The organism is Hymenobacter sp. HSC-4F20 (assembly GCF_019599275.1).
In the GTDB taxonomy this organism is placed as follows: domain Bacteria; phylum Bacteroidota; class Bacteroidia; order Cytophagales; family Hymenobacteraceae; genus Hymenobacter.
The window spans coordinates 598,745-622,674 of sequence record NZ_JAHZTD010000002.1; the positions used below are offsets into that span (position 1 = coordinate 598,745).

Consider the following 23,930-nt stretch of genomic DNA (forward strand, 5'->3'; position numbering starts at 1 on the left):
TTTCTGATGCAAGTCAAGCCTACGACAGAAAAAGGTTTTAACTTTTTTCTTGCTCCGCTTCCTGTTTCCGCCAGCTTTTGCTTCTAACCAATTGACTACCTAATAAAAACGACCAGCCGGGGAAAGCTGGTCGTAGACGAAAAAAATTAAGATTTTATTGAATAAGACTGTACATCGACTTCAGATTATCGTCTTTCTCCTTGCTGCGAATGTCTTGCAAGATGGGTTTCAGGGTAGGCATGCTGGCTACTAACTGGTGCAACCCTTTGTAAGCTCCTAGCCGAACGTACATCTGCGGGTGGGTCCGGGCAAGGGTTTCGAGGCGCTGAATGCCTTTTTCTCGCTCTACTGGGGGCATGCGCTGCATGAGAGTACCGAAATTCTCCAATAAGCTGTACAATACCTCTGGGGAAGCATCCTGACTACGGCGCAAAAACCACTGATAATCGTCAAGAGTACCGTTAAGACCGTAGTAGTTGGATAAAGCAGTAAGCAAGGCCGAATTTTTGGTTTCCTGCAGAGTAGCCATTTGAGCCCGGGTAGTAGGAGTAGGAGCTTTTGACAGAGCCTCTACAGCAGCCCCTACAACTAAGTAAGAGCTGTCCTTCAAGGCAGTAGCATATACCTCGCTGAAATCTTCATTGGGAAACGACGACAATACACTAATAGCCGTAGCCCTCACTACCCCCTTTTTTTCATTAAGCGCTACCCGCTGCAAATCCTTGCGAACGGCACTGCCCTCCGCACCACGGTAACGGCGTAAGCCGTCTAGAGCAGCAACTCTGGTAGCCCAAAACGGATCATTGAGCGCATTACGGAAGGCAGCACTGACCAGTAAATCGGCGGTTTTACTGCGCAGGCCCTGAATGGCCTCATACTTCTGCAGGTAGCCGCGCGCGTGACTGAGTTGGTAAAGAAGTTCCTCTTGGCTTTGTGTTTCATCTAGCTGTGCCAGCAGTACACCATCGTGGTCAAACTTGACCAAGCTAGGCCGCTGACTGGCCGGGAGGCGGAACGTTTGGTCGGCCTTGGTAACGAGTATGCGGTGCTCGGTGGGCTGGTTATTGCTCCAAGTAGCTACCGTGACGGGCAGGCGGTATACTGGCTGATACAGCGTATCCTGAACCTGTTGCACCCGAAGAACCACTTGGTTGTTGTCATAGGAATGGGTAACGCGCAGCTCTGGGTGTCCACGCTGCAGAAACCACTGGTCGAAAAACCACATCAAATCCTCACCAGTGGTTTCCTCGAAGGCAATTCGCAGCTTGGCAATCTCTGTGCTGGAAAGCTTATTTTGGGCCAGGTAGCGGTTTAACGCGGTGAAGAAGGCGTCATCGCCGACGTACTTGCGGAGCATGTGCAGCACCCGCCCTCCTTTGTCGTAGGAGTGCCGGTCAAACATATCTTCCCGGTCGGCGTAGCGGTAGCGAATTAGAGGTTCGCGCTTGGTCTGGGCCTCCTCCAAGTAGTTGCGCAGCTTGGTTTGCTGCACCAAAGCGGCAGCATCGGCCCCGTACTTGTACTCGGCCCACAGCAGCTCCGAATAATCAGCAAACGACTCGTTCAAAGGCAGGTTGGACCACGATTCCGTGGTTACATAGTCGCCAAACCACTGGTGAAACAACTCGTGGGCAATAACTGACTCGGGCTCATAGGACATATCCGGCAACTCCCGTGAGCTGAACTGAACCAGTTGCTGCTGAAACGTGGAGGCCGAAGTATTTTCCATGGCTCCAGATACAAAATCGTGCACCGCTACCTGTGAATACTTCTCCCACGGATAGTCTACCCCCAGCTTTTTCGAAAAGAACTCCAGCATTTCCGGCGTGTTGCCGAATACTTGCTTGGCCGTGTACTGGAAGGGCGGATCAACGTAATATTCCACTGGCTTGCCGCGCCACGTATCCGTTACTACCGCAAAGTCGCCGGCGGCCAGCATGGCAAGGTAGGGCGCATGAGACAGGTTCTGCTTCCAAACATCGGTGCGGGTGCCATCGGGGTTACGGCGCGAGGATACCAGCAGCCCGTTGGAAAGCGTCTTGAACCCATTTTCCACCGTCAGGCTGATTTCCTGGGTCATCCGCTGGTTAGGCTTGTCGATGGTAGGAAACCAGCACGAGCTGCCTTCCGTCTCCCCCTGAGTCCATACCTGGCGGGGCTTACTTTTATCTGTACCCAACGGGTTGATGAAATATAGGCCCTTATCCTCGGTAATTGCCTCGCTCCCTCCCTTCGGCAGTTCGTTGGGCTTGGCTACGTACTGAATCCGTACCTGATACTGCTCGGTGCGCGGATATTGCCGGTCGAGGCTGATAGTTAGCTTCTTTTTATCGTAGCTGTACTTCAAGTCCCTACCCTTCTTGCCACCGGTCAGCAGTTCCACGCTTTTCACATCGAAGCCCTTGGCATCCAGCACCAGTTGGTTCTGCGGGTAGAAGTGGGGGCGCAGGGTTAGCGTAGCCGTGCCCAACAGCCACTGCTTGGCCCAGTCGAAACGCACGTCGAGCTTAGTATCCACTAGGTCGTGGAGCATGGTAGCGGCGGGCTGCACCGGGTTTGTGGAGGGCAGCCAGTTCGGCACGGGTTGCTGAACCGGTGCCGGGGTCGGAGTATCGGAAGCAGGAGTTTTCTTGCGCGCCGGATGGCTGACACTGGAAGCCGGGCGACTGGATTTAACTACCTGAGCGGAAGCCGGAACCTGACCCAGCAGAGTCAGAACAAAGGCACCGAGGACCGGGTATTTCATGCGGAAAGGCACTAGCGTATTGAAGGGTCAAGTTCCGAATTTATTTCAGAATTGGCCTATCTTTAAGCCCTTTTCCGCCCCACCCCTGCCTTCTTCGCATGCTACAGGTACGCACCAGCACTACCCCCGCCCACACCTGGGAGGTTGATTATCGGCCCAACGGCACTACCACGGTCGACGGGCAGCCTTTCGCCTGGGATCTGACGCCGCTGGGTGATGGCCGCTACCACATCCTCTACAACAGCCAGTCCTACACTGCCGAGCTGGTAGCCATTGACTATACGGCCAAGACCCTCGCCTTGAAGCTGAACGGCCAGCGCCTGGAGCTGCAGGCCAAGGACCGATTTGACTTGCTGCTGGATAAGCTGGGCATGAGCAACGCGGCCGCCAGCAAGGTAAACGAGCTGAAAGCTCCTATGCCAGGCCTTATAGTTGATATTCGGGTAGCGCCGGGACAGGCGGTGCAGAAAGGCGACCCTCTACTGGTGTTGGAGGCCATGAAAATGGAGAATATCCTGAAGGCCCCGGGCGATGGCACGGTGGCCGCCATTAAAGTCAGCTTACGCGACAATGTGACCAAAGGGCAGGTGCTGGTTCAGTTCAGCTGACCTACCTCTCGTTTCTTTCGCTTCGGCCGTAAGCAGATACCCCGCGGCCTCTGCCGCCGGTACCTGCTTACGGCCTCCCCATGTATCTGCGCATTTCACGCTTAACCTCTCTCGCTTTGAAGTACAACCGAATCCTGCTGAAACTAAGCGGCGAGGCCCTGATGGGCCAGCAACAGTATGGCATTGATGCCGACCGGCTCATGCAGTACGCCGAAGAAATTAAGGCTGTAGCCGCCACCGGTACGCAGGTAGCCGTCGTGATTGGGGGCGGCAACATCTTCCGCGGCGTACAGGCCGAGGCCTTTGGGCTGGACCGCGTGCAGGGCGACTACATGGGGATGCTGGCCACAGTCATCAACTCTATGGCGCTGCAGAGCGCCCTGGAAAAGTTAGGCATCCCTACCCGTTTGCTTTCTGGCGTTACTATTCAGCGCGTGTGTGAGCCTTACATTCGGCGCCGGGCCCTGCGCCATTTGGAAAAAGGCCGCGTGGTTATTTTTGGGGCTGGCATTGGCTCACCTTACTTCACCACCGACTCCGCCGCTTCCCTACGCGCCATCGAAATAGAGGCGGATGTAGTATTGAAAGGAACCCGCGTGGATGGCATCTACACGGCTGACCCGGAGAAAGACCCCGCGGCCGTGCGCTACCCCGAAATTACCTTTGATGAGGTGATGGAGAAGAATCTTAACGTGATGGACATGACGGCTTTCACGCTCTGCAAGGAGAATAACCTGCCCATCATTGTGTTTGATATGAATAAGGAGGGCAACCTGCAACGTCTGCTAGACGGAGAAAGCGTAGGCACGCTTGTGAGCATGCATGGCTCCCAGGCTCCGGCCCCGCTTGACCCGAAGCACAGCAGCTTGCAGCCCGCCACCAAAGAAACACCCGGCAACCACGCCTAAGCACGCTCGTTAGTTGAGCCTTGGCTTACTAGCGCTTTACTGTAACTCTCACCTTTCAACACTTAACCTTTCAGAAGTGGACGAAGAAATAAAGTTTTATCTGGACGAGGCCGAGGAATCAATGGGCAAGGCCCTGCAGCACACGCAGTTGGAATTTGCCCGCATCCGGGCTGGCAAGGCGACGCCGGCCATGCTCGATTCGCTGCGGGTTGATTACTACGGCACCCCGACGCCGATAGGCCAGGTAGCCAACGTTGCGGCTCCCGATGCTCGTACGCTGTTCATCAAGCCCTGGGAGAAGAACATGATCAGCGAAATTGCCAAGGCTATCAAAAACAGTGACTTAGGCCTTAATCCGCAGTCGGATGCCGAAGGTGTGCGCTTGAATATTCCACCCATGACGGAAGAGCGCCGCCGCGACTTGGTGAAGCAAGCCAAGAATGAGTCGGAAAGCGGTAAGGTTCGCATCCGGGGCATCCGCAAAGACGTGAATGACTCGCTGCGCAAGCTGCTGAAGGATGGCGCGGCCGAAGACGCCATCAAGGACGCCGAAGCCAAAGTGCAAAAGTTCACTGACAGCTACATCAGCAAGGTAGATGAACTGCTCAGCAAAAAGGAAACCGAGATTATGACCATCTGAGTGGTCGTATTACGCTCTGGTACACAAACGCCCCACCTGACGCAATCAGGTGGGGCGTTTGTTTGTATTGTTACAGAAGAGACTTTACTCACGCCAGTACCCGGCGGCGACAATCTGCTTTTCTACCGGCTCTGGTACGAGGTAGCGAATAGACTTACCAGCGCGCACGCAACTGCGCACAAATGTGGCTGAAATATCTAACAGCGGAGCCGCTACTATCCGTACTTCCAAGTGGGTTTCCGAAGGAGCAGAAGCAGCGCCGGGTCTTGGGTACACGTACACCTCGTGCTCCGCTACAATCCGGTCGGCATCTTTCCAACGAGGTAGCCCCGGCAGGTTATCCCCGCCTATCAGTAGCACGAACTGATGGGCAGGATGCCGCCGGCGTAGCTCACTGAGGGTGTTGATGGTGTAGCTAGGCGTAGGCATGGTAAACTCCACGTCCAAGGCACGCAGCCGCGGATTACCGGCAATTGCTAGTTCTACTAACTGCAGCCGGTCCTGCTCGGGCAGCAGTTCCTGCCCTACTTTAAACGGGCTCTGTGGTGAGACAACGAGCCACACCTCCGCTAAGTCGGTGTGGGTGGCCATGAAGTTGGCCAGAATCAGGTGGCCCGTATGAATAGGGTTAAACGAACCAAAAAGCAGCCCTACTTTCTGGCCGTTCAGGGCAGAAGCAGGGCTGCTCACAAGATGGCGGGCTCGGCGGTAATGAAATTGCGTACCAGCTTTTCCGCCTCACTTATAGCCCGCTCTAAGTCATCATTCACGATGGTGACGTCGAAACGATCCTCAAAAGTGAGTTCGAAATTGGCTTTGTAGAGACGGGCCGAAATGCTGGCGTCGGAGTCGGTGGCGCGGTTACGAAGGCGGTGCTCCAGCACTTCCAAGGACGGAGGCTTCACAAATACAGCGAGGGCGCGGTCTTTGTAAAACTCCTTGATGCTGAGGCCACCTTTCACGTCTACGTCTAGCACAGCGTGCTGTCCGTTGCTCCAGATGCGCTCAATTTCTGATTTCAGCGTGCCGTAGAAGGCCCCTTCATACACCTCTTCCCATTCCACAAAGTCGTCGTGGCGGATTTTCTCCTGAAACTCCTGTACGGAGATAAAGTAGTAATCCTTACCGTTGGCTTCGGTGCGGCCGCGTTTATCGCGCGTACACGCTGAAATAGAGAAGCTTAGCTCCGGAATCTGTTCCAGCAGCCGATGGACGATAGTTGTCTTACCGGCGCCGGAAGGAGCCGAAAAGGCGATGATTTTACCCTGCATCGGGCAAAATTAGGCCATTTCCGCTTTAACTCGCGCAAGAATTGAGTTCGACAACGAAGAAGGGGCTCCTTTCCGGCCTACATGCTGGGCCAGAAAGTCGATGAAGATGTGTTGCTTGTCGATGCTATCAAAGCATGGAGAGCAATCTTCGGCGTGATTGACGAAGTAGTCCTCGTCCTCAGCCGTGGGCTCTTGCCCGACGATAATTTGGTCAAGAATTGTATTCACGCGTTCACAGTCGGTGCCAGTAGTAGGCTCCGCGCTCTGGTTGGTTTGCTTAGTAGAAGTGGTTTCCATAATGAGGACCTAGCATGAAAGGTTTATTCGTTGTCGTCGATAAGTTCTTCGTCGTCCGCTGCATCTTCAGAGCCATAACCCATTGATTTAGCGTAACGTTCGAGTTTGTCCTTGAGAAAATTACGTGCCCGGTGCAAACGGGAGCGCACCGTTCCGATGGGGATGTCCAGCACCTTAGCCATTTCCTCGTACGTGAACCCTTCCAGGTCACAGAGGATAATGACGGTACGGAAATCCACGGGCAGTGAGTTGAGTGCGCTGGCCACTTCGTCGCCGATGAGGTCGCGCACGGCTTGCTGCCGCATGTCGGTTGAGGTGCTGCCGGCGTCGCCTTCGGCCTCCACATCTTCCGTGTTGTAGTACCCTTCGATTTCGCTGTAGTCAACCTTAGCGGGCTGCTTACTTTTTTTGCGAAAATCATTGATGAACGAATTTTTCAGGATGCGAAACAGCCACGCTTTGGCGTTCGTTCCCGGCTCGAAGTACTCAAAGAAGCGATAAGCTTTCAGATAAGTTTCCTGTACGAGGTCATTTGCATCATCTTCATCGAGAGTGAGGCGGAAGGCGAAGTTGTACAGAGAATCGAGCACAGGCATCAGTTCGGCCTGAAAACGCCGGTCTTTTTCCTCTTTGCTCAGTTTTGGTACTCGTTCGGGGGAGTCGCTCATGGACACAAAAAAAGTTCGGCTGAATATTGAAAAAATACCGCCGTTAGACAAATATAGAACTACTACCAGTGGCCGTCGGTAAGGTTTTGGTGGTGATTCGGCGCTCAGTAGCCACTAGCAGAAAGCCGTACAAGAATACGAACAGGTTGAAGCTAGTTTGTAACTCCAGCAGAGAATCGACGGACATAGCCAGCGCCTGTAGTAACACGAACCGATACACGTACGGGTTACGCCGCAGCCTGGGTTGCGTTAGCGGCCCGAATAACACAAGTAACCACAGCGCCAGCCCCACGATTCCGCCACCCACCAGCTGGTGCAGATACTGATTATGGATCATCACGCGGTTTTCAGGACGCAAGCCGTAGTTCTGCCAGTCGTATTGCTCCATCATGGCGTGGTAGGCGTCGGCGGGCCCTACTCCCAGCACCAGCTGCTGGCGCGCAACCACCAGTGCAGTCTGCCACGCAGCTAGGCGTCGCGAGAGGGAGTACTCGTTGATGTCGTTGTTGCGCTGAAACTGCTCGATGTCGTAGCTGGTGGCTTCCACGCGCTGCCGTACTGACTCCAGGCTCTGGTAGGCTACGTAGGGCGCTACAGCTAGGGCTAGCAGCAGCAACCCACCAAGCCACACCCGCCGCCGGATAAAGAGCAGCAGCAGCGCTTCTAGGAGCAGCGCGCCATAGAACACCATAAGGCCAGTACGGTACGCCAGCACGTGCAACGTCAGGACGCAGGTAGCGGCGGCGGCGGTTATGACGGCCCGCAACACGGCTCCGGCCCAGGGCTCGCGCCGCAGGGCTACCCCAAAAAATGCGGCTAATGCCAGCATTAGCCCGAAATGAATGTGAAAGACGCGGGTTACAGAAGGCATGCTCTGACCGGAGCCGAAGGCCGCATTAGCCGTCACAGGGTCGAGAAAATACTGTCCCATAGTGGCGGCCCCAATAAGAGCGGCGCCGCCTACATACAGCAACCCGACCCCAAAGCGCTGCCGGGGGCTTAAGGGCACGGCCAAGCCAAACGCCAGCGGCACCCCCAACCACGGCAGTTGTCGGAACAGTTCGTGGCGCCAGGCCGCCCAGTCCTGGGTGTAGAGTCCGCTTAGCAGCAGCAGGGCGTACAGGGCGGCAGGGCCCCACACCGTACGTAACCGCCACCAGCGTGGTAACCGAGTTTTTAGTCGCGGGTTAGCCAGCGCCGCCAGCACCCCTACTACCGGGCTTAGGGCAATCAGGGCCCGGGAGGCCAGAAGCCCCGCCACGCCCGCCGCGCAGGCCAGCAGCAGCAGATGCTGTGAGAGGCGGCCGGTGCGCCACCACGCCTGCCACAGGGGCTCACGAGTTATAGTTACGGTAGGAAGCGGGCTCATCGGGCAGCAAGTAGGTCAGAAAGCCGCAGACTGAAAAGGACGCCACTGCTGAATTTGGGCTGCTACCTGGGCGGGTGCTAAGGCTTTGATGCAGCTGCAGGCCGCCGGCAGGGCCCGGCAGTCCTGGCAGTTGGGCCGGTCGAATACCAAGTAGTTGGCCAGTTCCCCCAGCGGGGCCCAGCGCCCGGGGTGCATGGGCCGGATGGGTGGGTAGAGCCCTAAGGCATGGCGTCCTAGCGCGGCGGCAATGTGCAAGGGCCCCGTGCTACCGGCCACCAGCCCATCAGCAGCGCCTAGAAACGCAATCAGCTCGGGTAAGCTTAACTGGCCGGTCAGGTCGGCGGCGAGGAAGGCGTGCTGCTCTGTAAGCCAGCTGCGCAGCTCCTCCCCTTCCGCCGCCGTGCCTGTCACGAACACCCGGTGGCCGGCCCTGTGCAGCAGGCGGGCCAGGGTTGCGAAGTGCGGCAGCCCCCATTCCCGGGCGCTACCGCGGCTGCGCGGGTGCAGCACTACGTTCAACTGGCCGGGTTGGCGCGCCGCCAGGAGTTGCTGTAGAGCAGGCGTTAGTGGAACGATGGGCCGAAGCCGCACCAGCCGGGCTACCTCGGCCAGGGACAATGGCTCATAAGACTCTACTGGCTTAAGTAGCAGCAAATTCAATTGGGCTTCGTGCAGAGGGGAGTTCTTGCGGCTGAGGGCCACAAGCCGGTTGCAGGTCAGCCAGTGAAACCACCGGTTACGGGTTCCGATGCGCAGGGGAATGCCCGCCTTGCGCGCTAGCTGAGCCAGTGCTTTATTCGGAAATACATGCACCATAGCATCGGCCTTTACTGTGCGCAGAGCGGCTACCTGCCCGGCAGCAGGCAGCTGTTGCAGTTCGTCGTAGTTCAGGAAGCCGTCGAGCCAGGGACAGGCGGCGGCTATGGCCTGGGTATAGGTGCGGCCCAGCAGCAGCACCCGGCACCCGGGATACAGCTGCTTTAGCCGGCCGGCCAGGGGCAGGGTCAGTACCACGTCGCCGATGGCATCCGTGCGGCTGAGGAGAAAGGTTTTCATGCGGCGGCTTTGGTTTTCAGCTTGGCAAACTTCAGAAATACGCCCCAGGCTGAAATAGCGGCAATGCTGAGGCCGGCAAACCCATCCAGAAAGCCCAGCCGCAGGAAGTAGCCGTGGGTGAACTTCCACCAGGGCTTTAGCAGCAGATGAAACACGGACACGCGGCGCTTGCCGCGCAGCCACAGCTCCTCAGCCGCAATGCTAGTAAAGCGGTTGAGCTGACTTACGTGCTGGGCCACCGAATCGTAGGAGTAGTGGAGCGCGTCGCCGGTCAGGGGTAGGGGGCGCGGCTGGCCGGGAGTCAGTTCGTACCGCTCGTGCAGGAGCAAGCCCGTCCACTGGCCCAGGCGCCGGTCGTAGAGGCGCAGCTTCCGGTCGGGGTACCAGCCGCCGTGGCGCACCCAGCTGCCGCAGTAGTTGGTGAGCCGGGCCAGGGTGTAGCCTGCCCCCTGCCAGTTCTGCTTAGCCTGGAGAATACTCTGGCGCAATTCCTCGGTCAGTACTTCATCGGCATCCAACTGCAGTACATGGTCGTGCCGGGCCTGGGCAGTAGCAAAGTTTTTTTGCTGCACGTACCCTTCAAAAGCGTGCTGCACGACCTGGGCACCGTACTGTCCGCAGATGGCCACAGTGTTGTCGGTAGAGAAGCTGTCAACTACCACCACCTCGTCGGCTACTGCCCGTACGGCTTCGAGGCAGCGGCCAATGTTGCGCTCTTCATTATAAGTGATGATGACGACGGACAGGGGAACAGTAGGCATAGCGGGCGTAAATATCCGCAATTTGTGAAGGCTGGGCGGCAGTTGCCTATCCGCGGGCAAATGCCTGCCCAAGCTGGGGGGCAGCAAGCCGAAATGTGCGGGGCCTACCTCCTGCCGCCAAGCCGTTGCGTATAGCCAGCAGACTGTATCCTATACGCATGGCTATTCCCACTCAACCCCTTGCTTTAGTTACGGGCGCTACGTCTGGTATTGGAGAAGTAACCGCCCGCGAGCTGGCGCGCCAGGGCTACCACGTGGTGCTATTGGCCCGCAGCGCCGAAAAGGCCGCCCGCGCCCGCCAACAGATGCAGGCCTTGGTAGGGCTGGGCCGCCGGGTAGATGTGCTGCTCTGCGACCTAGCCGACCTAAGCCAGGTGCGCCGCGCCGCCGCCGAGTTTACCCAACGATACCAGCGGCTGGACGTGCTAGTGAACAATGCAGGCCGGCTGTTTGGGCAACCGCGTCAGGTTTCCACGGCAGGCATTGAGCTGACGCTGGCAACCAACTACCTCGGCCCGTTTCTGCTGACGGCTTTGCTACTGCAGGCGCTGCGCCAGAGTCCGGCTGCCCGCATCATCAACGTGGCTTCTATGGCCTACAAGATGGCCAAGCCCCGGCTCGATGACCTTCACCAGGAGCAGGACTACAGCCCGTTGCAGCAATACAGCAATACCAAGCTCTTCAACATCATGTTCACGCAGGAGCTGGCCCGGCAGCTGCGCCAGCGAGGCATTGGCAACGTCGTCAGCAACAGCCTGCACCCGGGAGCTATTGCCAGCAACTTTGGCGCACACGCCGCCGGGTGGCTGGCCACGGGAACCCAGCTGCTCCGGCCCTTTATGATTTCGCCAGATCAGGGAGCCGAAACTACTTTGTATCTGGCCACGGCTCCGGAAATGGGAGCTATCAGCGGCGGCTTCTTCGCTAAAAAGAAGGCGGAGCCCGTGAAGCACGATTTCAACACGGCGGAGCATGCCTGGCAGCTGTGGCAGGAAACACAACGGCTGGTACACCAGAACTTCTTTTCGTAGTAAGCTACCTTACTGCCATCTTTTACTCTTATGCCGTTTTCTCATGCCGGCGCTGCTGTGGTCTATCTTTAACATCCTTATTCTACTACTTATTCTCTACGCCTGGATACGGGTGTTGCTGCTACTCCGCCGCCACATAGGGCTGGGGCTAACGCTGGTGGTTGCACTTAGCTGGTTGCTCATGGGTGGTAGCAGGTCCGACAGCCCAGGCCCCGCCAGCAAAGCCAGGAATTTGCTGGCGCCCGAGCCAGGACACGGGCAACTGGTTAACTGGAGTACGCACCACTCCGCTACCCTTACTCCCCTGCACCAGCTTACCATACGTGTGGAAGGGCAGCGCACGGCAGCCGAAGTACAGCCGACGGGGCTGTACACCACTGTTTCGGGGTGGATGCTGGGCCACAGCTGGCAACCGCTTCTGGGCATGGTAAACAAAACGGCCAACGGGCTTTCGTACAACATCTTTCTGCTACACGAGTGGAAGCTGCTGAATGCCCGCCTCTACGTGAGCAGTGAGGAGTACACTGGCACGCTGCCTGCCGCGCCGGCCCGGCAAGCCGGAAGTGGCGAGCAGTAGGGGCTACGCCCACTAGTACCCCCTAAAACATTCGCCAGGGTTTGGCGCTTGCTCCTTTTCACTCTCGAACTACTCTTCTCACGCATATGGAACTTGGAATTAGCTCTTTCGGCGAAATAGCCCCCACCCACGTTGCCGGCGGCGACCAAGCGGCTGCCCGCCGCCTGCAGGAACTGGTAGCCTTGGGGCGCCGCGCCGACGAGTCCGGCCTCGACGTAGTATCCATTGGGGAGCACCACCGCGCCGACTATGTAGTATCGGCCCCGGAAGTAGTGCTGGCAGCGGTTGCGGCCGTCACGCAGCGGGTGCGGCTCACAAGTGCCGTGACGGTGCTCAGCTCCACTGACCCGGTGCGCACCTTCCAGAACTTTGCTACCCTCGACCTGATTTCCAATGGTCGGGCTGAAATCATTGCCGGCCGCGGTTCTTTCATTGAGTCGTTTCCGTTGTTTGGGCAGGATCTGAACGACTACGACACCCTGTTTGCGGAGAAACTGGGGTTGCTGCTGCAACTCAACGAGCAGGAAGTGGTAACCTGGCAGGGCCGGCACCGCCCGGCCATTGCGGGCAAAGGAGTATATCCGCGTCCCCTACAGCCCAGGCTCCCCATCTGGATTGGCGTGGGCGGCACCCCAGCCTCGGCGGCGCGGGCGGGCTCCCTGGGCCTGGGGCTTACCATTGCCATTCTGGGCGGGGCACCGGCCCAATATGTGCCCTTTGCCGACCTTTACCGTCGCTCGGCGGAGCAGGCCGGCCACAACTCTGCCGAGCTGCCTCTCTGCCTGAACTGTCACTTCCACCTGGCCGACACCTTTCAGCAGGCTGCCGACGAGTTTTTTCCGGCCTATTCCCTGGTCATGAACCGCATTGGCCGGGAACGGGGCTGGCGCCCCATGACCCGCCAGCAGTTCGACTCCCTCTGCGGCCCCGACGGTCCGCTGTTCGTAGGCACGCCCCAGCAGGTAACCGGCAAGCTGGTGCGTCTGCACGGCTTGTTTCAGAATACCCGCTTCATCGGCCAGCTCATGCTGGAAGGCATGCCCCACGAAGCCGTGCTGCGCTCTACCGAGCTGTTCGGGCAGGTGGTGTCCCCGGCGGTGCAACGGGCCCTGGCTTCGCAAGCAGTATAAATCCTCCGGATTTCCGGAATACAAAACGCCACCCCTAATTTTCAGCGGTGGCGTTTTGCGTTGGAGAAGTCAGGGAGCCGCCGAGAATCTTTTTACCGGCAAGCGTTTCCGGGGCCCACAACCTGGTGTAGGGCTGCTATTTTTGAGGAAACTCACCCCTACCCTATTCGTGACTACTACCGAAATTCAGCAGGTGCACCGCTCCTACGGCACGGCCCGCGGCTGGCGCATTTTTATCTACCTGTTCTCGCCCTTGCTTATTGCCTTGTTCTGGTCAGCGCCCTTTTGGATGCCGTCCGGAGACTGGGGCGCCTTGCGGATAGGGTTTACCGTGGGCATGGGTGTGTTCGGGCTATTTTTTGTGTATTGCCTGTACGAAGTCATCAAAGCACGCCATATCATCACGGACACCGCCCTAATTTACGCGGGCACGCTCTACCGCAAGGAGCTGCCGCTGGAGGCTATTGAGGGGTTTCGCACTGATCAGCAGTACACTCACATTCTGCCTAAGTCGAAGGCCTACCCCAAAATCCGGATTGGCTATACAAGCGAGGGATACGAGGAAATTCAGCAGTGGCTGGCTGAGCACTACCCCAACCTGGACGAGCAGGAGCAGCGCCAGGAAGAAGCCGCCCTTCTGCTGGATGATACTTTCGGGCGCACGGCCGAGGAGCGGGAGACCAACCTCACCCAGGCCCGCCGGGTAGCACGCACGCTGAACACCTTGGGCTGGCTGACCGGCGCCTGGCTCCTATTCCTACCGCGGTTTTACGAATGGGCCTTCACGGCTGGGCTAACCCTGCCCGCAGTGGCCGCGCTGGCCTTGCTTTGGCACCGGGGCACCATCCGGCCCGACGAGCAGAAAAACAGCGCCTACCCCAACGTGTCGGTTGCTATGCTAATACCTCCGCTGGGTCTATTGCTGCGAGAATTACTGGATTTTGAGTTACTGCAGTATGACGCCCTTTGGCCCCTGGCGGGCGGGGTAGCCGCACTATTCGGTCTGCTGCTGCTCCTGGGTAGCCGCTCGTTTCTGCAGCAGCCCAAGCTCCGCGTCAGCGTGCTGGGGCAGGTGGCGGTCTATGCGCTGCTCTACGGCTACGCGGCTACCGTAGCGGTTAACTGCGTCTTCGACGAAGGCCCGGCCAAACACCACACGGCTACGGTGCTAAGCAAGCATTACTCTTCCGGTAAGACGACTACCTACTACCTGAACGTGACGCCCTGGGGCCCGCGCAAGGAAGCCGAAGACGTAACCGTATCCGAAGACTACTATCAGCAGGTGCAGCCCGGCGCCCGGGTCCGGATTTACGAGATGCCCGGCCGGCTGGGCGCGCCGTGGTTTACCGTGGCCGAATAACTGCGGACTACCCACAAAAAAAGGTCCGCCCGGCGCAGTGCCGGGCGGACCTTTTTTTGTAGGCGGGTTTGCCGCCGCCAGTACCCTAGTAGCGGTACAGGTCCGATTTGAAGGGACCTTCTACAGGTACGTTGATGTACTCGGCCTGCTTGGGCTTCAGCTCGTCCAGCTCCACGCCAATTTTGGCCAGGTGCAGGCGGGCTACCTTCTCATCGAGGTGCTTGGGCAGGGTGTATACTTTGTTTTCGTACTGGTCGGCGTGCTGCCACAGCTCCAGCTGCGCCAGGGTCTGGTTCGTGAACGAGTTCGACATTACGAACGAAGGGTGACCGGTAGCGCAGCCCAGATTCACGAGGCGACCTTCGGCCAGGATGATTACTTCTTTGCCTTCGATGTTGTAGAGGTCAACCTGGGGCTTCACCGTGTCCTTGGTGTGGCCGTAGTTCTTGTTGAGCCACGCCATGTCAATTTCATCGTCGAAGTGACCGATGTTGCAGACAATGGCTTTGTCCTTGAGGGCGCGGAAGTGCTGCTCCGTGATAATGTCGCAGTTGCCGGTAGCCGTTACTACGATGTCAGCTTCCTTGATGGCGTTTTCCATCTTCTTCACCGCGTAGCCGTCCATGGCGGCCTGCAGGGCGCAGATGGGGTCGATTTCGGTCACGATAACGCGGGCACCGGCTCCCCGCAGCGAAGCAGCGGTACCTTTTCCTACGTCGCCGTACCCGGCTACTACGGCAATTTTGCCGGCCATCATCACGTCGGTAGCCCGGCGGATAGCATCTACGGCCGACTCTTTGCAGCCGTACTTGTTGTCGAACTTCGACTTGGTAACCGAATCGTTGATGTTGAAGGCGGGAATAGGCAAGGTGCCATTCTTCACGCGCTCAATCAGGCGCAGCACGCCGGTAGTCGTTTCCTCGGAAATGCCTTTGATGCCAGCGGCCAGCTCGGGGTACTGGTTCAGCACCATGTTGGTCAGGTCGCCACCATCATCGAGGATCATGTTCAGGGGCTGGCGCTCCTCGCCAAACCACAGGGTTTGTTCGATGCACCAGTTGAACTCTTCCTCATTCATGCCCTTCCAGGCGTACACCGGGATGCCAGCGGCGGCAATGGCGGCGGCGGCGTGGTCCTGGGTCGAGAAGATGTTGCAGGAAGACCAGGTTACCTCGGCACCCAGCGCAATCAGGGTTTCAATCAGCACGGCCGTCTGAATGGTCATGTGCAGGCAGCCAGCAATGCGGGCGCCTTTCAGCGGCTGGCTGGCGCCGTATTCTTCGCGCAGGGCCATCAGGCCGGGCATTTCGGCTTCGGCCAAGCGAATCTCTTTCCGGCCCCACTCGGCCAGAGACATGTCTTTTACTTTGTACGGAACGTAAGCCGTGGTCTTGGTATCAACCATGATGGTAATAGCTGGATGCGTTGTCGCGTTTCAACCGCAAAGATACTCAATTTGTTAGCCTTTTAATCCACCCCTGATTTCCAGCCGGTTACTACCAACACTGCCCGCCCAGGTAACCTGGGCGGGCAGTGAAGAGCTGATACCCAGACTGCTAGGTTAGTTATGCTGGATTACCACGGCTTTGGTTTGCAGGGCCGGGTCAATGCTGGAGGCAATACCGCGCACGACTACCGTGTAAATTTTACCGGCTTCGTAGTTTTTGGTGGCCGTGGCCGAGCCCGTACCCGTGCCGTCGCCGACGGCTACTACCATAGTCGACGGGGTGCCGGTAGTAACCAGCAGGTTGTAGGAGCTGGCGGGAATGGACACGAAGGCGGAGGCCGCCCCAAACGCCGCGCTAACGCCCGGCACATCGGTAGCGCCGGCTACGGTTTGCTGGGAGAGCTTCACGGTAGCCGGGGCGCCCAGGGCCAGGTGTACTACCCGGACTTTGGCTTGTCCGGCAGCCGGGGCCGTTAAATCATCGGAAATGGGCAGCAACCCTACCGTGGTGGGGGTAGGCGCGTATGCAAACACGGAGTAATTCTGGTCCTTGGCAATGGTAACCGACTGCGAGGCGGCCGTCTGGCCCGCGCTGTTGTTAATTTTCAGCGTCGGCGTGCCTGCATTTACCTTCACGTAGCCGCTGCTCTGGCCGTAATTCAACTGGCCTACCTGCTTGTCATCGGCCAGGGCAGTTACCTGCACGTTGGCGGAAGCGGCGGCGTGGGAAATCAGCACGTTGCTCTGGTCGGGGGCTGCCGTGTTATTATCGTCATCATCGGAGCAGGCCGTGAAAGCCAGGGCCGCGGGTAAGGTGGCCAGGAGCAAAGCAGGGCGCAGGAAGGAAGTCAGGGTTTTCATAGACGAAGGATTGGTGATATGCCCGTCAGAACGGCGCGCCTTGGGCTTTTGTTGAGTAGGCCACAAATTTTTCCTCGATGAATTGCACTTTTTGCTCGCCAAAGTGCTTAGGACGCTGAATGGCTGTGCTATAAATTTGTACTCATGCTTCAACTGGTTTCATCCCGCTTTTCTGGCGCTGTCCGCCGCTCTGTTCTGGTTGCCTCGTGCGCGCTTGGCCTGACGTTGTCGGCGCATGCCCAGCAGTCCGCTACCGTTATTCGCCTTAGCCCCGAAGATCAGCAGCGCGGCCTGAATGGGGTGCAGAAAAACTTTTTCTTCACCACCGGAGACGGCTCCACGGAAAAAGAGTACCAGAGTGCCGGTTTTTTCGGCCAGCGCCTGCGTCCCTACCTGGCCGGCAACGAGGAAGCGTTGGATAACCTGAACCGCTACCGCCGGCAAAAGTGGATGTACCTGGCCGAGCGCCTGACCTTTGTGGGGGCCGTGGGCCTGTACAGCCAGCAGGTGCTCTCCCTGGATGAAAAGCAACAGTACTTCAATGGCACGCAGAAGGTAGCCGCGGGCATTGCTCTGGGCAGCTTACTAAGCAACATTTTTATCTCGCGCAACACGAACTCCCACTTCCAGCGGGCCGTGGAGGCGCACAACGCCGGCCTGCCCGCCGCCCGCACCGGCGCCGTGCTGCGCCCCAGCGCCGTTGGGCTAACTGCCAGCGCCACGGGCCGGCCGCTGCTGGCCCTTACCTGGAACCTACGCTAGCATTCCGCACGTTACAGATCATGGCAAGCAAGGCCGGTTTCCTCGCGCAGGAGCCGGCCTTGTTCGTACCGTGTATTTTCAGCCTAGTGCTGCCTCAGTCGTACCCAGCTAATTCCAGCATTGCCGGATTCCTGCTTACGTTTGAGTATTCGTTGTCCCGGTGCCAGTCGGATTTGCGTCCGGCGGCACCGCTTTTTCGTAGGAATCCTACATGGAATACCCGCTGCCGGCAGCGGCTCGGCAATACGTTGCCGAGCACCTGCACGACGACCCCGCCCAGCTCGCCCTTCAGGCCCGCCGCTACCCCGGGCTTCCCGTCCCCGACTTGGTCCGCCAGATTCAGGCGCGCCAGAAAGCCCGCACCAAGCTCCCGACCTGGGCCGAGAATCCCGACCTGGTTTTTCCGCCTACTCTCTCCGTGGAGCAGGCCTCTTCCGCCCGCACGGCCGCCTTTAAAGCCACTCTGGTCCAAGGCCAGCGTTTGGCTGATCTGACGGGCGGCTTTGGAGTTGATGCGGCCCATTTTGCCGCCACTGTGGCCGAGGTGCATTACGTGGAGCGCAATACGGCTCTTGCGGAAGTAGTACGCTTCAACTTAGCTCAGTTAGGAATCCAGAACGTGCAGTGCCACAACGAGGACGCCGTGCAGTTTCTGCGCAACACGCCCGACACGTTCGACTGGCTCTATCTTGACCCTGCCCGCCGGGATACGGCCGCCAAAAAAATCTTCCGGCTCCAGGATTGCGAGCCGGACGTACTACGCCTGCTGCCCCTGCTGCTGCATAAGGGCCACAGCGTGCTGCTGAAAACCTCGCCCATGCTCGATATTGAGCAGGCCATTCAGGAATTGCGGCACGTGCGCCGGTTATGGGTGGTGGCCGTAGACAACGAGTGCAAGGAGGTGCTCTATGAGCTTGGCCCCGAGCCGGCCGTGGACCCCGAGCGCTACACCGTGAACCTGCTGCGCACCGGTCAGCAGCAGGTGTTCCGCCTGAATCGTGCCCGGGAAGCTCGTGCCGTGGCCCGCTACGCCGAGCCCCAGCAGTATCTCTACGAGCCGAACGTGGCCGTGCTGAAAGCCGGGGCGTTTCGGAGCGTTGGCACGGCCTTCGAACTGCTGAAGCTGCATCAGCACAGCCACCTCTATACCTCCGATACGCTACGTCCGGAGTTTCCTGGCCGCATATTCCGGATTCACGCCGTGGAGAAGTACGATGGCCAGGCCCTACGCGCCCACCTGGGCCCGGAAGCTCGCGCCCACGTTACCACCCGTAACTTCCCCGATACCGTCGCCGAGTTCCGACACCGCACCGGTATCCGCGAAGGGGGCGACCTGTACCTGTTCGCCACCACAAATCTGGAAGGCAAGCTGATGGTATTGGTCTGCGAGAAGCTGTGAGGTAGTAGGATGATGAGGCAGATGGCAAGCCGGTCACTTGTCATCCGTTCACCTAACTGCTCATCACCGCTTCACTTTGCCGGGCTGGTCCATTTGCTGCCTCTGAGGCGGAAGCGCCAGGGCAAGGCCGCGTCGGCGCCGGCATAGTCGATACCGACGCGGGGAGAGGCCAGGATGCTGGCTTCGGGTACCACCTCGCCCCGGTCTTCGAGCCAGATACTTTCTCCGGCCACGCTAAGTCCGTAGTGCGCCGTGCTGATGCCCAGGGCCTGCGTTAGCAAGCCAGGGCCGCCGGTGAGGTTGCGTTGCACCTCTGTCAACCCCCGCCGCAACAGCATTTCCGGGATGCCTTCGGTAGGCTCCAGCCCCCGGATCAGCACGGCATCGGCCTTGCCGGCTTCGTTGGTAATGATGTTGAACAACACATAGCGGCCGTAGATGAGGTAAGTATAGGCCACGCCGCCGGGCTCGTACATCACGCGGGTGCGGGCCGTGTAGCGGCCCAAGTGAGAGTGGCACGCCTGGTCGTTGAGGTGGGCGTAGGCTTCGGTTTCGACGATGCGGCCGCCGGTCAGCACTCCATCAAGGTAGGTAAACAAGTATTTCCCGAGCAGCTCACGGGCAATAGCTACAGGGTCGGGGCGGCGGTAAAACTCCAGAGGCAGCTTCATAAACAAGGAAGAGAGCAGAAGCTACTGGTACCGGATAGTAGCGAGAAGGTTACGAAACCGTAGCAGGTTCCAGGCTTTGCACTACCTTTGCGCCCGTAGAGGTGGCCGGACCCCGATTGGGGGGCGAGGCTGAAAAGGGAATCCGGTTGAATTCCGGAGCTGTCCCCGCAACTGTACGCTTCACGAGTCGGCGCGTCATCACCGGCCACTGTTTCAGCAGGCTGCTTTTAACCAGAAGCGGCGGAAATGGGAAGGCAACGCGCCCGGAGCAAGCCAGGAGACCTGCCTCTGCATTTCCCATGTTCAGCGCCTGCGGAGGAAGGGCGGAGAATGATTGCAGTAGGCAGCCTTCGGGCCGCTTGATTTCCTGTATTCGGCCTCGGCTTCGGTAGGGCCTTCCGTTTCGGAAGGCAGTGCCAGGAGTTTTGAACTGACGTTTCCTACCCCGGAAATTTTGGTTCGATTGCTTACCTATTATGTCTTACCCCAGAGTCTGACTGGCTACATCCGGCTAGGGCGAAGCATTGCGCTCCTGTTGGGTATCACTGGGCTGGTGACAAGCACGGCGGCTGCCCAAAACACACCCGCATCTGCCCCTGATACGGTGCAGGCCCTGCCCTCCGTTCGGGTGCAGGGGATACGCCCCAGCCGGTTCGCAGTAGGCAGCCGCGTTACATCGGTGCTGGACTCGGGGGTAGTGCTGCCTACGGGGGCTACCCTGGCGGAAGCTCTGGCTTCGCGTACGGCCTTGTATCTGAAAGAATACGGTCCTGGGCAGTTAGCGTCTATCTCCATCCGTGGCACCTCAGCCCAACACACTGCTGTGCTCTGGAACGGTTTCAATGTGATGCTGCCCACGCTGGGCCAGTCGGATTTTGCGTTGCTGCCCCTAAGCGGTACCACCCGCGCCGAGGTGCAGCACGGACCCGCCGGCGCCTTGTACGGCACGGGGGCGGTGGGTGGCTCGGTGCTGCTCTCGTCGGCGGTAGTGTGGGGGGCGGGGCTGCAAGGCACCGCACAAACCGACGTCGGCAGCTACGGCCTACGGGCCGGCAGCGTGGAGGGAAGCTTTAGCAACCAGCGTGTTTCGGTGCGCACCGCCGCCTCTTACCGCGCTGCCGACAACAACTTCCCCTACTCTATCCGTGAGACTAGTGGCCTAGTGCGCCGACGCCAGGAAAATGCCGCCCTGCAGCAATGGAGCGTGGCCCAGGATGTAACCCTGCGCGTGGGCCAGAAGGGCGAAGTGCAAGCCTCGGCGTGGCTTACCGATGCCGACCGCCAGATCCAGCCTGCCATTGGCTCGGCCAACACCCACGCCCGGGAATGGGACCAAAGCCGCCGCCTGCTGGCGGGCTACCGGCACGTTGCGAGTAGGCAGGAGGCAAGCGTGCGAGTAGCCTGGTTCGAGGACGTGCTCAACTACCGCAACGATGCCACTGTCAGTAACTCCACGGTGCGCACTACCCAGGCTCAGGCCGATTATACCATCAATTTTGGCGGTCGGGCCAGCCTACGGAGTGGTTTAGAGGCGCAGCGTTTTGTCGTCGCGCCCGAGCTGTACCGCCGTTCGGTAACCGAAAACCGCTTTGCGGGCTTCGTGCTAATGCGCTACGATCCACTACCAACCTTGCACCTCTCCGCCAATGTGCGGCAGGCGGTGCTGCCGGGTCGTGCTGCGCCACTTACACCCTCATTGGGGGCCGAGTGGCAGGTGTGGCAAACAAAACGGCAGCAACTTTCGCTTAAGGCCAGTGCTTCCCGCAGCTACCGGGCCCCGACCCTCAACGAGCGGTTTTGGCCCCAGGGTGGCGACCCTAACTTGCGCCCGGAACGTGGTTACGGCTACGAGGGGGGCTTGCAGCACACGTTCCGGCCTGCTGCCTTGCTCACACTGGTCTCGGAGCTAACGGCCTACCGTCAGCTCGTGGACGATTGGGTGGAGTGGACCTCCGACCCGCGCACTACTTATACTACGCCGCGCAACTTACGCCAGGTACGGGCTCAGGGTCTGGAAGTCAGCTCCCAGGCCATGTGGCAGTCTGGGACGTATCGCCTCAGTGCACGCGCGAGTTACGCCCTCACCCAGTCGGAGAAAACCAAGGGCAATGCTACCGACCAGTTAGCACCGGGCCAGCAACTCGCCTACGTACCCCTGCACAGCGCGGCTCTCACCACCGAACAGGGCTGGCACGGCTGGCAGCTTACCACGGCCCTGCGCTATACCGGCTACCGCTATATCTACTCCGGCAACGGCCGGTATCTGCCTTCCTACGTGCTGCTTAACGCGACTCTGGGCTATAAGCTCAAGCTTACCCCGGCGCTGGGTTTGCTAGTGGCGGCACAGGGCTTCAACCTTACTAATCAAGCCTATCAGGTGTACGAGGCCCGGGCCATGCCCCCGCGCTGGGGCAGCCTGAGCCTGCGCCTAAGCTGGCGCTGATACTGTCATACCTCCTTTTTTCACCTTTTCCCCTTATGCTACACGCACATCGCCTTAACCCGTTTCTCACCCGTCTTTTCCTGGCGGGTGCCGGAGTCCTTGCTCTCGCCAGCTGCGACCCTGACCAAGAGGAAACCAAACCGATTTATAACCTCAGCAAAGACGGTAGTAACGTGTTTGTTTTGAATGAGGGTCAGTACGGCACGCCCAACGGCGAAATCAGCCTGTTCAGCAAAACCTCCCGGGAAGTGCGCGACAATAACGCTTTCCGAACCGTGAATCAGCGTGACCTCGGCGACGTAGTGCAGTCGATGCTGGTGGTGGGCGAGCAGGGCTACGTGGTGCTCAACAACAGCAAAAAGGTGCAAGTCCTTAATCTAAAAACCCTGCAGGCGCAGGGCGATGCTATTGAAGGGTTCGAACAGCCACGCTACGCTATTTCGGCAGCAACCGATAAAGTGTACGTTACGGAGTGGGTAGTAACAGGTCAGCCCGGCCGGGTAGCGGTGCTTGATACCCGCACCAACAAAATCACGAAGACGATACCGGTAGGTCGCCAGCCCGAGCGGTTGCTGCTGGCCAACGGCAAAGTATACGTGGCCAACTCCAATGAAAACACCATCAGCGTCATCAACCCCACCACCGATGCCGTAGAAGCCACAATTACGGTACAGGATGGGCCCAACAGTCTAGAGCAGGACCAGGCGGGTGCCATCTGGGTACTGTGCGGCGGCATCACCCGCTACGGCTCAACGGCGCCGTACCCGGTACTTTCCTCTACGCCGGCTAGCCTGGTGAAGCTAAACTCTACCGCAACGGCGGCTTCCCTGACCCTGCCCTTCGCCCGCGGCGGGGCAAGTGGCCTCCGCATCAATACCGCGAAGAATCAGCTGTACTACCGCTTTGGCGGGGCCGTGTACCGCATGAACACCTCCGACGTCGTGCTGCCAGCTACCCCTCTGATTCGCCGTGCCTTCTACGGCTTGGACATTGACCCCACCGACAACACGATTTACGGTTCCGTAGCTCCTTATACGACCACCGGTAAGTTTATTCGGTATCAGCCTACGGGCGTAGCTATTGACTCGTTTAACGTAGGCTTGCTGCCCAACGGCTTCGTGTTTTATTAATAAGCTACTTCTGCCGGGTATCTACTGCGCACGCAGACGTACACGGCCGACTCCTACGGGGAGTCGGCCGTGTGCATTTGTCAGCAGCAGCCACTACCACTATCTAGCCACCTAGTTAGGCTGCCCGTCGCTTCACCACCGCCAACAAAGTTATTGGCTACCGGAGTCACGGCGTGGCTCTCTACTGCTTTACGGTGGGCATCAGTCTGAACAAGTCTGGGGGCTATTACCCTGACAATAGCGCTGACGACCCTAACGGCAACAGCCGGCTCCCACGCGGGGGCCGGCTGTTGCCGTTAGGGTCGTCAGCGCTGAGTTCATGGGCCTAATCGGCCAGGCCATCGTTGTTTTTGTCTTTGCGGTCGGCACCTTCCTCGTACACCTGGCGGCCGGTGGGAGCCTTCATGGTGTCGCGGTTCATACCGGAGGTAGCCGAGTCGCCGGCTACGCTTTCATTTTCCCGGTTGGGGGACATGCCCAGGTCTTTGGCGTCGCCGCTCTCTACGTTGGTGTCCCCAGGCTTGTCGCCGGTGTTGCAGGCAGTAAGAGGGGCCGTAAGCAGGGCGGCGGCCGTTAGCATTCGGAGGAAAGCAGCAGTCTTCATGGGGTCTGGTTAGGAAGCGGAAAGAAACGTATACTATTTTGGCCTGTACGGCTGACCGCGTCGCTGGTTTTTGCGTATGAGGATTTACCGCTTCTGTTCCCATCTTTCCACTACCAAAACTCCCTGAATCCTATGCGTTGTTGCTACTCCTAACCGCCCCCTGCCCGGACCGGCGGTGGCGGCTGAATAGA

Annotated in this window: 23 protein-coding genes and 1 riboswitch; of the genes, 11 read left to right on the forward strand and 12 right to left on the reverse strand. The window is 58.8% G+C overall.

Translation table 11 applies throughout. The features are described from left to right. Positions 1 to 154 precede the first annotated feature (154 nt). On the reverse strand, positions 155 to 2,746 hold the full coding sequence (locus K3G63_RS12360; RefSeq protein ID WP_220614408.1) for a M1 family aminopeptidase: 2,592 nt from the start codon (positions 2,744 to 2,746) through the stop codon (positions 155 to 157). Positions 2,747 to 2,844: 98 nt separating this feature from the next. Between K3G63_RS12360 and K3G63_RS12365 the strand changes: the two genes are divergently transcribed. From K3G63_RS12365 to frr, 3 genes are all read left to right on the forward strand, one after another. Beyond that, positions 2,845 to 3,354, forward strand: coding sequence for a biotin/lipoyl-containing protein (locus K3G63_RS12365; protein ID WP_220614409.1), 510 nt, complete (start codon positions 2,845 to 2,847; stop codon positions 3,352 to 3,354). Between the two features lie 116 nt (positions 3,355 to 3,470). Further along, positions 3,471 to 4,262 (forward strand): UMP kinase, encoded by a 792-nt coding sequence (gene pyrH / locus K3G63_RS12370; protein ID WP_220614410.1) that lies wholly within the window; start codon positions 3,471 to 3,473, stop codon positions 4,260 to 4,262. Positions 4,263 to 4,338: 76 nt separating this feature from the next. Then, positions 4,339 to 4,902, forward strand: a complete 564-nt coding sequence (gene frr / locus K3G63_RS12375; protein WP_220614411.1) for a ribosome recycling factor — start codon at positions 4,339 to 4,341, stop codon at positions 4,900 to 4,902. An 84-nt stretch (positions 4,903 to 4,986) separates the two neighbouring features. Here frr and nadD read toward each other — a convergent pair whose 3' ends face one another. From nadD to K3G63_RS12410, 7 genes are read right to left on the reverse strand one after another with little or no spacing between them, the layout of a single operon-like run. After that, entirely contained in the window at positions 4,987 to 5,592 is a 606-nt protein-coding gene (gene nadD / locus K3G63_RS12380) for a nicotinate (nicotinamide) nucleotide adenylyltransferase (protein WP_220614412.1), read from the reverse strand. After that, complete coding sequence (gmk, locus tag K3G63_RS12385; protein ID WP_220614413.1) at positions 5,589 to 6,173, reverse strand: guanylate kinase; 585 nt, start codon at positions 6,171 to 6,173, stop codon at positions 5,589 to 5,591. Before gmk ends, nadD begins: the two co-directional genes overlap by 4 nt. 9 nt (positions 6,174 to 6,182) lie before the next feature. Further along, the gene (locus tag K3G63_RS12390) at positions 6,183 to 6,470 is read right to left on the reverse strand and encodes a hypothetical protein (RefSeq protein WP_220614414.1); all 288 of its coding nucleotides are present in this window, start codon (positions 6,468 to 6,470) and stop codon (positions 6,183 to 6,185) included. Between the two features lie 23 nt (positions 6,471 to 6,493). After that, complete coding sequence (locus tag K3G63_RS12395) at positions 6,494 to 7,138, reverse strand: sigma-70 family RNA polymerase sigma factor (protein ID WP_220614415.1); 645 nt, start codon at positions 7,136 to 7,138, stop codon at positions 6,494 to 6,496. Positions 7,139 to 7,181: 43 nt separating this feature from the next. Further along, the gene (locus K3G63_RS12400; protein WP_220614416.1) at positions 7,182 to 8,507 is read right to left on the reverse strand and encodes an O-antigen ligase; all 1,326 of its coding nucleotides are present in this window, start codon (positions 8,505 to 8,507) and stop codon (positions 7,182 to 7,184) included. 15 nt (positions 8,508 to 8,522) lie between these two features. Further along, positions 8,523 to 9,563 (reverse strand): glycosyltransferase family 9 protein, encoded by a 1,041-nt coding sequence (locus K3G63_RS12405; protein ID WP_220614417.1) that lies wholly within the window; start codon positions 9,561 to 9,563, stop codon positions 8,523 to 8,525. After that, positions 9,560 to 10,324, reverse strand: coding sequence for a glycosyltransferase family 2 protein (locus K3G63_RS12410; protein ID WP_220614418.1), 765 nt, complete (start codon positions 10,322 to 10,324; stop codon positions 9,560 to 9,562). Before K3G63_RS12410 ends, K3G63_RS12405 begins: the two co-directional genes overlap by 4 nt. A 158-nt stretch (positions 10,325 to 10,482) precedes the next feature. On the opposite strand from K3G63_RS12410, the gene K3G63_RS12415 reads away from it, so the two are divergent. From K3G63_RS12415 to K3G63_RS12430, 4 genes are all read left to right on the forward strand, one after another. Further along, positions 10,483 to 11,355 (forward strand): SDR family NAD(P)-dependent oxidoreductase, encoded by an 873-nt coding sequence (locus K3G63_RS12415; RefSeq protein ID WP_220614419.1) that lies wholly within the window; start codon positions 10,483 to 10,485, stop codon positions 11,353 to 11,355. A 43-nt stretch (positions 11,356 to 11,398) separates the two neighbouring features. Further along, positions 11,399 to 11,932, forward strand: a complete 534-nt coding sequence (locus K3G63_RS12420; RefSeq protein ID WP_220614420.1) for a hypothetical protein — start codon at positions 11,399 to 11,401, stop codon at positions 11,930 to 11,932. A gap of 86 nt (positions 11,933 to 12,018) precedes the next feature. Beyond that, complete coding sequence (locus K3G63_RS12425) at positions 12,019 to 13,062, forward strand: LLM class flavin-dependent oxidoreductase (RefSeq protein ID WP_220614421.1); 1,044 nt, start codon at positions 12,019 to 12,021, stop codon at positions 13,060 to 13,062. Positions 13,063 to 13,231: 169 nt separating this feature from the next. Continuing rightward, the gene (locus K3G63_RS12430) at positions 13,232 to 14,422 is read left to right on the forward strand and encodes a hypothetical protein (protein WP_220614422.1); all 1,191 of its coding nucleotides are present in this window, start codon (positions 13,232 to 13,234) and stop codon (positions 14,420 to 14,422) included. 85 nt (positions 14,423 to 14,507) lie between these two features. Here the strand turns inward: K3G63_RS12430 and ahcY are convergent, their stop codons facing one another. Together ahcY and K3G63_RS12440 are read right to left on the reverse strand one after the other, a co-directional pair. Further along, positions 14,508 to 15,827, reverse strand: a complete 1,320-nt coding sequence (gene ahcY, locus K3G63_RS12435) for an adenosylhomocysteinase (RefSeq protein ID WP_220614423.1) — start codon at positions 15,825 to 15,827, stop codon at positions 14,508 to 14,510. A gap of 156 nt (positions 15,828 to 15,983) precedes the next feature. Continuing rightward, positions 15,984 to 16,730 carry a DUF4397 domain-containing protein gene (locus tag K3G63_RS12440; protein ID WP_220614424.1) on the reverse strand — a complete coding sequence of 249 codons (747 nt, stop codon included), beginning with the start codon at positions 16,728 to 16,730 and terminating at the stop codon, positions 15,984 to 15,986. 144 nt (positions 16,731 to 16,874) lie between these two features. On the opposite strand from K3G63_RS12440, the gene K3G63_RS12445 reads away from it, so the two are divergent. Both K3G63_RS12445 and K3G63_RS12450 read left to right on the forward strand, forming a co-directional pair. Further along, positions 16,875 to 17,492, forward strand: coding sequence for a hypothetical protein (locus tag K3G63_RS12445; RefSeq protein WP_220614425.1), 618 nt, complete (start codon positions 16,875 to 16,877; stop codon positions 17,490 to 17,492). A gap of 211 nt (positions 17,493 to 17,703) precedes the next feature. Further along, complete coding sequence (locus K3G63_RS12450; RefSeq protein WP_220614426.1) at positions 17,704 to 18,891, forward strand: class I SAM-dependent methyltransferase; 1,188 nt, start codon at positions 17,704 to 17,706, stop codon at positions 18,889 to 18,891. Positions 18,892 to 18,962: 71 nt separating this feature from the next. Here the strand turns inward: K3G63_RS12450 and K3G63_RS12455 are convergent, their stop codons facing one another. After that, complete coding sequence (locus tag K3G63_RS12455; RefSeq protein WP_220614427.1) at positions 18,963 to 19,562, reverse strand: DNA-3-methyladenine glycosylase; 600 nt, start codon at positions 19,560 to 19,562, stop codon at positions 18,963 to 18,965. Positions 19,563 to 19,644: 82 nt separating this feature from the next. Further along, positions 19,645 to 19,867: riboswitch (cobalamin riboswitch) on the forward strand. Positions 19,868 to 20,016: 149 nt separating this feature from the next. On the opposite strand from K3G63_RS12455, the gene K3G63_RS12460 reads away from it, so the two are divergent. Both K3G63_RS12460 and K3G63_RS12465 read left to right on the forward strand, forming a co-directional pair. Then, positions 20,017 to 22,005, forward strand: coding sequence for a TonB-dependent siderophore receptor (locus tag K3G63_RS12460; protein WP_220614428.1), 1,989 nt, complete (start codon positions 20,017 to 20,019; stop codon positions 22,003 to 22,005). Between the two features lie 35 nt (positions 22,006 to 22,040). After that, positions 22,041 to 23,135: a YncE family protein gene (locus K3G63_RS12465; RefSeq protein WP_220614429.1), complete on the forward strand. Its 1,095-nt coding sequence runs from the start codon at positions 22,041 to 22,043 to the stop codon at positions 23,133 to 23,135. A gap of 325 nt (positions 23,136 to 23,460) precedes the next feature. On the opposite strand, the gene K3G63_RS12470 is transcribed toward K3G63_RS12465, so the two are convergent. Then, positions 23,461 to 23,739, reverse strand: coding sequence for a hypothetical protein (locus K3G63_RS12470; protein ID WP_220614430.1), 279 nt, complete (start codon positions 23,737 to 23,739; stop codon positions 23,461 to 23,463). Between the last annotated feature and the right edge of the window lie 191 nt (positions 23,740 to 23,930).

What these genes read in the sequence shown, in the direction of transcription:
- K3G63_RS12365 (WP_220614409.1), top strand. Translation starts at nt 2,845, where the DNA reads ATGCTACAGGTACGCACCAGCACTACCCCCGCCCACACCTGGGAGGTT.
- K3G63_RS12425 (WP_220614421.1), top strand. Translation starts at nt 12,019, where the DNA reads ATGGAACTTGGAATTAGCTCTTTCGGCGAAATAGCCCCCACCCACGTT.
- K3G63_RS12450 (WP_220614426.1), top strand. Translation starts at nt 17,704, where the DNA reads ATGGAATACCCGCTGCCGGCAGCGGCTCGGCAATACGTTGCCGAGCAC.
- K3G63_RS12465 (WP_220614429.1), top strand. Translation starts at nt 22,041, where the DNA reads ATGCTACACGCACATCGCCTTAACCCGTTTCTCACCCGTCTTTTCCTG.
- ahcY (WP_220614423.1), bottom strand. Translation starts at nt 15,827, where the DNA reads ATGGTTGATACCAAGACCACGGCTTACGTTCCGTACAAAGTAAAAGAC.
- K3G63_RS12455 (WP_220614427.1), bottom strand. Translation starts at nt 19,562, where the DNA reads ATGAAGCTGCCTCTGGAGTTTTACCGCCGCCCCGACCCTGTAGCTATT.
- gmk (WP_220614413.1), bottom strand. Translation starts at nt 6,173, where the DNA reads ATGCAGGGTAAAATCATCGCCTTTTCGGCTCCTTCCGGCGCCGGTAAG.
- K3G63_RS12415 (WP_220614419.1), top strand. Translation starts at nt 10,483, where the DNA reads ATGGCTATTCCCACTCAACCCCTTGCTTTAGTTACGGGCGCTACGTCT.
- K3G63_RS12445 (WP_220614425.1), top strand. Translation starts at nt 16,875, where the DNA reads ATGCTTCAACTGGTTTCATCCCGCTTTTCTGGCGCTGTCCGCCGCTCT.
- K3G63_RS12420 (WP_220614420.1), top strand. Translation starts at nt 11,399, where the DNA reads ATGCCGGCGCTGCTGTGGTCTATCTTTAACATCCTTATTCTACTACTT.
- K3G63_RS12410 (WP_220614418.1), bottom strand. Translation starts at nt 10,324, where the DNA reads ATGCCTACTGTTCCCCTGTCCGTCGTCATCATCACTTATAATGAAGAG.
- K3G63_RS12405 (WP_220614417.1), bottom strand. Translation starts at nt 9,563, where the DNA reads ATGAAAACCTTTCTCCTCAGCCGCACGGATGCCATCGGCGACGTGGTA.
- K3G63_RS12470 (WP_220614430.1), bottom strand. Translation starts at nt 23,739, where the DNA reads ATGAAGACTGCTGCTTTCCTCCGAATGCTAACGGCCGCCGCCCTGCTT.
- K3G63_RS12390 (WP_220614414.1), bottom strand. Translation starts at nt 6,470, where the DNA reads ATGGAAACCACTTCTACTAAGCAAACCAACCAGAGCGCGGAGCCTACT.
- K3G63_RS12395 (WP_220614415.1), bottom strand. Translation starts at nt 7,138, where the DNA reads ATGAGCGACTCCCCCGAACGAGTACCAAAACTGAGCAAAGAGGAAAAA.
- K3G63_RS12400 (WP_220614416.1), bottom strand. Translation starts at nt 8,507, where the DNA reads ATGAGCCCGCTTCCTACCGTAACTATAACTCGTGAGCCCCTGTGGCAG.
- K3G63_RS12440 (WP_220614424.1), bottom strand. Translation starts at nt 16,730, where the DNA reads ATGAAAACCCTGACTTCCTTCCTGCGCCCTGCTTTGCTCCTGGCCACC.
- K3G63_RS12360 (WP_220614408.1), bottom strand. Translation starts at nt 2,746, where the DNA reads ATGAAATACCCGGTCCTCGGTGCCTTTGTTCTGACTCTGCTGGGTCAG.